This window comes from Desulfovibrio sp. DV (assembly GCF_001936595.1).
Lineage (GTDB): Bacteria > Desulfobacterota > Desulfovibrionia > Desulfovibrionales > Desulfovibrionaceae > Solidesulfovibrio.
In genome coordinates, this window is sequence record NZ_MLBG01000158.1 from 1 (window position 1) to 7,731 (window position 7,731).

The following is a 7,731-nucleotide window of genomic DNA, read 5'->3' on the forward strand; positions in this document are numbered from 1 at the left end:
GCCCTTCGGGGCTTAAACGGGAATCCCGTGTAAATCGGGAGCGGTCCCGCCGCCGTCAGTCCCCCACACAGTCGGCCTCCTCGCGCGCCACTGGGATACTCTCCCGGGAAGGCCGGGGCCGATGGGACAAGCCGGAAGACCTGCCCGGGTCCTGGCGCGTCCCGTCGGCAACGAGGGCTTTTGCCGGCCGGGCTTCGGGAACGAGCTGCTTCTCCACTCTCGCTCCCCCTCATTAAGAGCCCTCCATTGCTATGGAGGTAACCCCATGATTCGCCTGTCGCGAATGCTTCTGTCCCTGTCCCTTGTCCTGGCCCTGGCCGCACCGGCCGCCGCCGGCCATGACGCCAAAAAAGAACCCAAGCGGGCCATTGTCGTGGCCGCCTTCGGCACGACAGTGCCGGAAGCCGCCCCGGCCATCACCAAGATGGTGGAGCGCGTGAAGGCCGCCTATCCCGGCGTGCCCGTCACCCTGTGCTATACCGCCGCCATGATCCGGGCCAAGCTGGCCAAGGAAGGCAAGAACGTGCCCTCCCCGGCCGAGGCCCTGGCCGCCCTGCCCGATACGGGTGTGACCGACGTCGCGCTCATGTCCCTGCAAACCATCCCCGGCAGCGAGTACCATGACCTGCTGCGCACGGCTGCCGCTTTCTCCCGGATGCCCAAGGGCCTGTCCCACGTGTCCGTGAGCGCGCCCCTGCTTTCTGACAAAGAAGATTTTCCCAAAGTGGCCAAGGCGCTTATCGACGCCGCTCCCAAGGAGCGCAAGCCCGGCGAGGCCGTCGTTTTCGTCGGCCACGGCACCGAACACTCGGCCAACATGGCTTACCCGGCCCTGCAGTACAGCCTGTGGCGCATCGATCAAAACGCCTTCGTGACCACGGTGGAAGGCATCCCGTCCTTTGACGACGTCGTGGCCGATCTCAAGGCCAAGGGCATCAAGAAAGCCTGGCTCATTCCCCTGTTTGCCGTGGCCGGCGACCATGCCCGAAACGACATGGCCGGCAAGGAAAAGGATTCCCTGGCTTCGACCCTGGCCGCAGCCGGCATTGAAGCCAAAGCCGTCCTGTCCGGCACGGCCGACCGCGACGGTGTGGCCGCCGTGTGGCTTGACCACCTGAAGGCCACCTTCGACGCCCTGCCCGGAAAATAATGCTCCGCGCCCGCCACAGTCGGGTCCGGGCCGCTGCCCGTACCCTGCCGCTTCTCCTGGCCGGACTGGCTGCCCTCGCGGCGGCCTGTCTGGCCGGGTCCTATCCGGCCGCTGCGACTGACGTCGCCGCTGTGGTCGGCCGGGCCCTGGGGCTGGACCTGCCGGCCCCGGCCGATGCGGCGGTTACGGCCGTGGTCCTGGATCTGCGGCTTTTGCGGGCGCTTCTCGCCTACGGCGTCGGTGCGGCCCTGGCCGTAGCCGGGGCGGTCTTTCAGGGCGTTTTGCGAAATCCTTTGGCCGATCCCTTCACCCTCGGGGTGTCGGGTGGGGCGGCCTTTGGCGCGGCCCTGTCGCTGAGCCTCTCGCTGGCCGTTTTCTTTGGCACCGCCCTGGCCACTCCGGCCTGCGCCCTGCTTGGCGGCGGGGCAACCCTGGCCGCCGTGCTGGCCCTGTCCCGGCTGGCCGGGGGCCTGCGGCGGGAAACCGTGGTCCTGGCCGGCATTGTGGCCGCCACCTTCCTGTCCGCCCTGCTCTCCCTGGTCAAGGCGCTCAATGAAGAATCCGTGGCCGGCATCGTGTTCTGGATCATGGGCGGCTTCCAGGGCCGGGGCCGGGCCGAGCTGGCCCTGTTCCTCCCCTGCCTCGTCCTTGGCCTGGCCGCCATCTGGCTCTATGTGCGCGAACTGGACATCCTGCTTCTGGGCGAGACGCAGGCCCGCCAGCTTGGCGTGGCGGCCGGACGGGCCCGGCTGGTCCTTTTGACCGCAGCCAGCCTGCTCACTGCCGCTGCCGTGGCCGTCTCGGGCGTCATCGGCTTTGTCGGCCTGATCGCCCCCCATGCCTGCCGCCGGCTCTACGGCGGCGAACACGGCACCCTGCTGCTCCAAAGCGCCCTGGCCGGCGGGGCCTTGCTGGTGGCCTCCGATGTCCTGGCCCGGACCATCCTGCCCGGCGGCGCGGAGCTGCCGGTCGGCGTGGTCACGGCCCTGTGCGGCGGTCCGTTTTTCTGCGCCTTGCTGCTCACCGGCCGAAACGGAGCCCGGCCATGATCCGCTGCCAGGGGCTTCGCAGCGGCTACCACGGCCGGCCGGTGCTCCAGGGCATCGACCTGGAAGTGGCCGCCGGCGAAATGGTGGGCATCCTCGGGCCAAACGGGGCAGGCAAGACCACGCTGCTCTTGACCCTTTCCGGGGTGCTTTCCCCGGGCAGCGGCACGGTGCGCCTGGATGGCACCGACGTCGCGGCCATGGCCGACCGCGAGCGGGCCCGCAAGGTTGCCGCCGTGCCCCAGCGCGGCGAAAGCGCCCGGGAATTGACTGTGCGCTCCCTTGTGCTCATGGGCCGCTACCCGTACCTGTCCTTCCTTGGCGGCTACGGCCCAGGCGACGAAGCTGCGGCAGCCGCGGCCATGGAGGCCGTCGGCGTGGCCGATCTGGCCCCGCGCCGGCTGGGCGAACTTTCCGGCGGGGAGTTCCAACGCGTCCTGACCGCCCGGGCCCTGGCCCAGGAAAGCGACGTGCTGCTCTTGGATGAAGCCTCGGCCAGCCTGGATGTGGCCCGGAAAATCGAGCTCTACCAACTGCTGGCCGCCCGAAACGCTGCCGGGACCACTATCCTGGCGGCCTTGCACGACATCAATCTGGCCGCGCTTTTTTGCCGGCGGCTGGTGTTTCTCAAAGGCGGCCGCATCGAGGCCGATGGCCCGACTGCTGCCGTCTTTACGCAGCCAACCCTTTCGAGGATTTATGAAACCGATATCATTGTCATCCCCCATCCCACGACCGGCCTGCCCCAGGCTCTGGCTGTTCCCGGTCCTGGCCCTGCTCCTGGCCCTGGGCCGGGTTGCACCGGCCATGGCCCAGGCCGCAGCCGTCAATGACGACCTGGGAAGCGAGATCCGTCTGGCTGCCCCGGCCCGGCGCATCGTGCCGCTCTATGGCGCCTTCGTCGAGATTCTCACCGATCTCGGCCAGTCGGACCGCATCACCGCCCGCACCGAGGCCGACCCGGCCCCGGCCGACCGGCCCGATATGCCGGTCATCGGCACCCACATGCGGCCCAACCTGGAGCGGGTGCTGGCGGTCAAACCCGACCTCGTCCTGCAGATGGACGGCCGGGGCGAGGCCCGGGAGTCGGCCCAGCAACTGGCGGCCCTGGGTGTCCCCGTGGCTGTGTTTGCCGTTTCGGATTTCCCGGAGCTCTTTGAAACCATCCGGCGCATCGGCATCCTGACCGGCGACCCGATCGCAGCCCAAGCTCTGACCAGCCGGCTCCAGGCCCGCCTTGCCGCCGTTGCCGCCGCCATCCCGGCCGGCGAGCGGCCGACGGTCTTTTTCGAAGCCCGCTCCGGCAGCCTGCTGGCCGCCGGCCAGGGCTCCATGGTCGATGCCGTCATCACCGCAGCCGGTGGGAAAAACGCAGTGGCCGCCGGGAAAAAGCTGGTGCGGCTTTCCGACGAGGAACTGCTGCGTCTGGCCCCGGCCGTGTGCCTCACCCAGCGCGGCCCCATGAATCCCGAGGCCCGCTCCATGGCCGATCGTCCGGAATACGCCACCCTGCCCTGCGTGCAAAACGGCCGGGCCTTCGTGGTCGACGAAGCGCGCTTCTCAAGGCCCGGTCCCGGCAGCGTGGACGCCGTGGAAGAACTGGCCCGACTCCTCAAAGCAGGTGCCTCATGAGCCGCCCGGGCACGCTTTTCGGCCTTGGCGTCGGTCCGGGCGACCCGGAACTGTTGACCATCAAGGCTGCCCGGATTCTCGGACAGGTGGACGCGGTCTTTGCCGCCTCGTCGAGCAAAAACGACTATTCCATTGCCGAGGCCATCGTGGCCCCGCATCTGCCGGCCGCCACACAGGTCACCCGCCTGTCCTTTCCCATGACCCGCGACGAGGCCGTCCTGGCCGGGGCCTGGGCGGGAAACGCCGCAGCCATGGCCGAAGTCCTGGCCGCCGGCAGGGACGCGGCCTTCATCACCCTGGGCGATCCGCTGCTCTACAGCACCTTCGGCTACGTGCTGCCGCTGTTGCGGGCGCTTGTGCCGGACCTGCCCATCGAGATCGTGCCGGGCATCACCTCGTTTCAGGCGGCGGCGGCCAGGACCGGGCAGGTGCTGGTGGAATCCGGCGAAAACCTGCTCATCGCCTCTGGCGTGGACGAGGACGGCCGGCTGCGCCAAGCCCTGGAAACAGCCGACAATGCCGTTATTTTAAAAGCCTACCGCAGTTTCCCAAGGCTTCGCAGCCTGCTTGGCGAGCTGGGGCTGGCCTCAGCCACGACCTTTGTCACCCGTCTTGGCCACGAAGGCGAGGCGGTCATATCCGATCTGGCCGATGTGCCGTCAAAGCCCCATTATCTGTCGCTTTGCCTGATAAAACGAACCAAGACCTGAGGGTCTTCCGCCACCATGCCAAAAGGCTCCTTGTTCCACCGGACAAGGAGCTTTTTTTTCGTCGCAACCCCAGGCCGCGTGCAGCCCGGAGGCCCGGAAAGTTCGCTGATCAGGCGCGCGCGTGCCATTTTAAATTCGAAAAAGAAAGCCTCAGAAAGGGTTTGACTCTTATAAAGATGATAAAAATTTCTCAAGACCAGCCAATTGCCTCCCCTCTTCTCCGGCGTATCATGGCAAGGGTTGAGACCAGGAGCGCCAGCGCAATTGCTTCGCTCCCAAGGCTTTGGCCAGTACGCAACCAGAGCGGGACAGACATGCACATAACGACGTGGCTTGATACGCTACACAGCAACCATACCGGCGCAGTCGACACCGACCTGCAAGCCCTGGCCGGCTCTAGCCACTGCTTTTTAACCGACCAGCAGGTGTCGCATCAGATCGAATGCTTAAGCGGCCACCTTGGGGACATGCGCCCCAATCTGCGGCAGGCCGTTATTGCCTACACCCTCTACACCCGGCAGATCGACCGCATCCAGGACACGGTCAGCAAGGACTTCTGCCGCGACAGTTGCGACCGGCCGCCGGTTGGGTGTTGCAACGCCAGCCACTGCGACATTTTCACGCCCTCGGACTATTTCCTCTACCAGCCCTCGCCGCTGTCCCTGCAACTGGCCCAGGCCATTGCCCGCCTGCAAAAGCAGGAGGATGCCCAGGGACAGGCCGCCGGGGCCGTGCATCGCGGCCAATACTGCCCGTATCTGACCGACCGGGGCTGTACGCTCAAGCTCTTCAAGTCGCCCCGCTGCGTCCACTATCTCTGCCAAACCCTGCGCACTGATCTGGCCGGCCGCTACGGGGCGGCGGGCGCGGGTTTCGCCACGGCCATGGGCGAAACCTCCAACCGGGTCATTGCCAGTCTGGCCGATTTCACCAATCCGGCCGTGCTGGCCACAGCCCGGGACATGCTGCCGGCGTGACGCCGCGCGCCGCCCCCGCCTGACCAGCCTGCAGGCTTGCGCGCCGACTACTTCAATTGGCTGTCCTTGTTGCCGCGCCGATTGTAGGACGAGGCAACCTCCTGCTCCTTGTCGTGCTCCTCCTGGCAACTGATGCACAGCCGCACCCCGGGCAGGGCCTTGCGCCGGGCCTCGGGTATGGCCTCGCCGCATTCCTCGCATTCGGACAGGCTTTCGCCCGTCGGCAACAGACTCCTGACCCGCGACACCTCGTCGTCAACCGAGTGCGCGATCTGATCGTTTACGGCTCCATCGCCAGTCCAACCGCCAGCCATTGTTCTACCTCCTCGCCTGCAGAGGTATCGGCCCACCCGAGCGGTCCGGGCGCGGCCGAAAACCGGAGCCACCGGGCCACCTCCGCCTGCAGAAAATCCGGCTCCCTGATACCGCGTCCTGCGGTCGGTGTCCAAAGGCCTGTGCAGCCAACGCAGTCCACGGCAGCCTTCGCCCGCAGACTTCGCGCCACAATAAAAAACGGGGGCTCCAGCCTGGAGCCCCCGTTTGTATGCCAATTGGTCGGGACGGTTATTCGACGTCCAGGCCGATGATCGGATTTTCTTCCAGCTCTTCCAGGAAGCGGTCCGGGCGCTCGGGCTGACGCGGCACCTCGATCTCGCTTTCCATGTACCGGCGATAGCCGGTGCCGGCCGGGATGAGGCGACCCACGATGACGTTTTCCTTAAGGCCCCGCAGGGAGTCATCCTTGCCCATGAGCGACGCTTCGGTAAGCACCTTGGTGGTCTCCTGGAAGGAGGCCGCCGAGATGAACGAATCCGTCGACAGTGAGGCCTGGGTGATACCGAGGACCAGCGGTTCGGCCATGGCGGGCTTCAAGCCCTCCTCGACGCAGCGCAGGTTCTCTTCCATGAACCGGATCTTGTCCACCTGTTCGCCAATGAGGAAGGTCGTCTCCCCGGAATCGAGGATGGAGACCTTCTTGAGCATCTGGCGGACGATGATCTCGATGTGCTTGTCGTTGATGCCGACGCCCTGGAACCGGTACACGTCCTGGATTTCGTCCACGAGGTACTTGGCCAGGAACTTCTCGCCCTTGATCTTCAAGATGTCGTGCAGTTCCGGATAGCCTTCGGTCAGCAGTTCGCCGGCTTCCACGAAGTCGCCTTCCTGGACGGTGACGTGCTTGCCGCGCGGGATCAGGTATTCCTTGGCATCGCCGGCCTCGGGGGTGACCACGATCTTGCGCTTGCCCTTGGTTTCTGCGCCAAAGGACACAAGTCCGTCGATTTCCGAGACAACGGCCATTTCCTTGGGCTTGCGCACTTCAAAGAGCTCGGCAACGCGGGGAAGACCGCCGACGATGTCCTTGGTCTTGGACGATTCGCGGGGCTTACGCGCGATGATGTCGCCTTCGAAGACCTCCTGCCCGTCGCGCAGCATGAGGATGGCGCCGACCGGCATGGAGAAGATGGCCGGGGTGTTGGTGCCGGGGCGGCTTTTCGGGTTGCCGCGTTCGTCCACGATGGAGATCGAGGGCCTAAACGAGGTGGTCCGGTATTCGATGATGGTCTGGGTGGCGCGCTTGGTCGCGTCATCCACCTTTTCCTGGTAGGTCTTGCCTTCAACGATGTCGGTGAAGCGGATGACACCGGCCACGTCGGTGACGAAGGGTTCGTTAAACGGATCCCATTCGGCCAACAGCTGGTCTTTTTTCACTTCCTGGCCGGCCACGGCGAACAGTTTCGCGCCGGACGGCAGGCTGTAGCGTTCGCGTTCGCGGCCCTGGTCGTCCACCACCGACACCTGCCCGGACTTGCCCATCATGATGGTGTGGCCCTGCTGGTTGACGATGGATTTGACGCGGGAGAGCACGATGCGGCCGTTGTGCTGGGCCGTCACCGACGACTGGGCGATTTCACGGGCGGCCGTACCACCGATGTGGAAGGTCCGCATGGTGAGCTGGGTTCCGGGCTCGCCGATGGACTGGGCGGCGATGATGCCGACGGTCTCGCCGACGTTGACCAGGTGTCCCCGGGCCAAGTCGCGGCCGTAGCACATGGCGCACACGCCGTGCTTGGCCTGGCAGGTCAGGGTCGAACGGATCATGAGCGAGCTAAAGCCCTTGTCCTCGATAAGCTGGGCATAGTGCTCGTCAATGAGCGCATTGGACGGGATCAGCACCTCGTCGGTGACCGGATCGTAGACGTCAAACATGCAGG

The 7,731-nt window shown here is 66.0% G+C and carries 7 protein-coding genes, 1 pseudogene and 1 riboswitch; of the genes and pseudogenes, 6 read left to right on the forward strand and 2 right to left on the reverse strand.

From position 1 onward, the window contains the following. A riboswitch (cobalamin riboswitch) is annotated at nucleotides 1-163 on the forward strand. This riboswitch is flagged as partial in the annotation. A 102-nt stretch (nucleotides 164-265) separates the two neighbouring features. From DVDV_RS20900 to DVDV_RS20925, 6 genes are all read left to right on the forward strand, one after another. After that, nucleotides 266-1,150: a sirohydrochlorin cobaltochelatase gene (locus tag DVDV_RS20900; protein ID WP_075356510.1), complete on the forward strand. Its 885-nt coding sequence runs from the start codon at nucleotides 266-268 to the stop codon at nucleotides 1,148-1,150. Further along, complete coding sequence (locus DVDV_RS20905; RefSeq protein ID WP_075356511.1) at nucleotides 1,150-2,199, forward strand: iron ABC transporter permease; 1,050 nt, start codon at nucleotides 1,150-1,152, stop codon at nucleotides 2,197-2,199. Before DVDV_RS20900 ends, DVDV_RS20905 begins: the two co-directional genes overlap by 1 nt. Beyond that, a complete protein-coding gene (locus DVDV_RS20910) occupies nucleotides 2,196-3,029 on the forward strand; it encodes an ABC transporter ATP-binding protein (protein WP_075356512.1) in 834 nt (277 codons plus the stop codon). Before DVDV_RS20905 ends, DVDV_RS20910 begins: the two co-directional genes overlap by 4 nt. Nucleotides 3,030-3,075: 46 nt before the next feature. Continuing rightward, nucleotides 3,076-3,828: an ABC transporter substrate-binding protein gene (locus tag DVDV_RS20915; protein ID WP_075356516.1), complete on the forward strand. Its 753-nt coding sequence runs from the start codon at nucleotides 3,076-3,078 to the stop codon at nucleotides 3,826-3,828. Further along, the gene (cobI, locus tag DVDV_RS20920; protein WP_075356513.1) at nucleotides 3,825-4,538 is read left to right on the forward strand and encodes a precorrin-2 C(20)-methyltransferase; all 714 of its coding nucleotides are present in this window, start codon (nucleotides 3,825-3,827) and stop codon (nucleotides 4,536-4,538) included. Before DVDV_RS20915 ends, cobI begins: the two co-directional genes overlap by 4 nt. Nucleotides 4,539-4,852: 314 nt before the next feature. Next, nucleotides 4,853-5,515 (forward strand): hypothetical protein, encoded by a 663-nt coding sequence (locus DVDV_RS20925; protein ID WP_075356514.1) that lies wholly within the window; start codon nucleotides 4,853-4,855, stop codon nucleotides 5,513-5,515. Between the two features lie 47 nt (nucleotides 5,516-5,562). Here the strand turns inward: DVDV_RS20925 and DVDV_RS20930 are convergent, their stop codons facing one another. Then, nucleotides 5,563-5,829 carry a DksA/TraR family C4-type zinc finger protein gene (locus tag DVDV_RS20930; RefSeq protein WP_075356515.1) on the reverse strand — a complete coding sequence of 89 codons (267 nt, stop codon included), beginning with the start codon at nucleotides 5,827-5,829 and terminating at the stop codon, nucleotides 5,563-5,565. A gap of 250 nt (nucleotides 5,830-6,079) precedes the next feature. Further along, nucleotides 6,080-7,731: pseudogene (locus DVDV_RS20935) on the reverse strand (DNA-directed RNA polymerase subunit beta'); the annotation flags it as partial.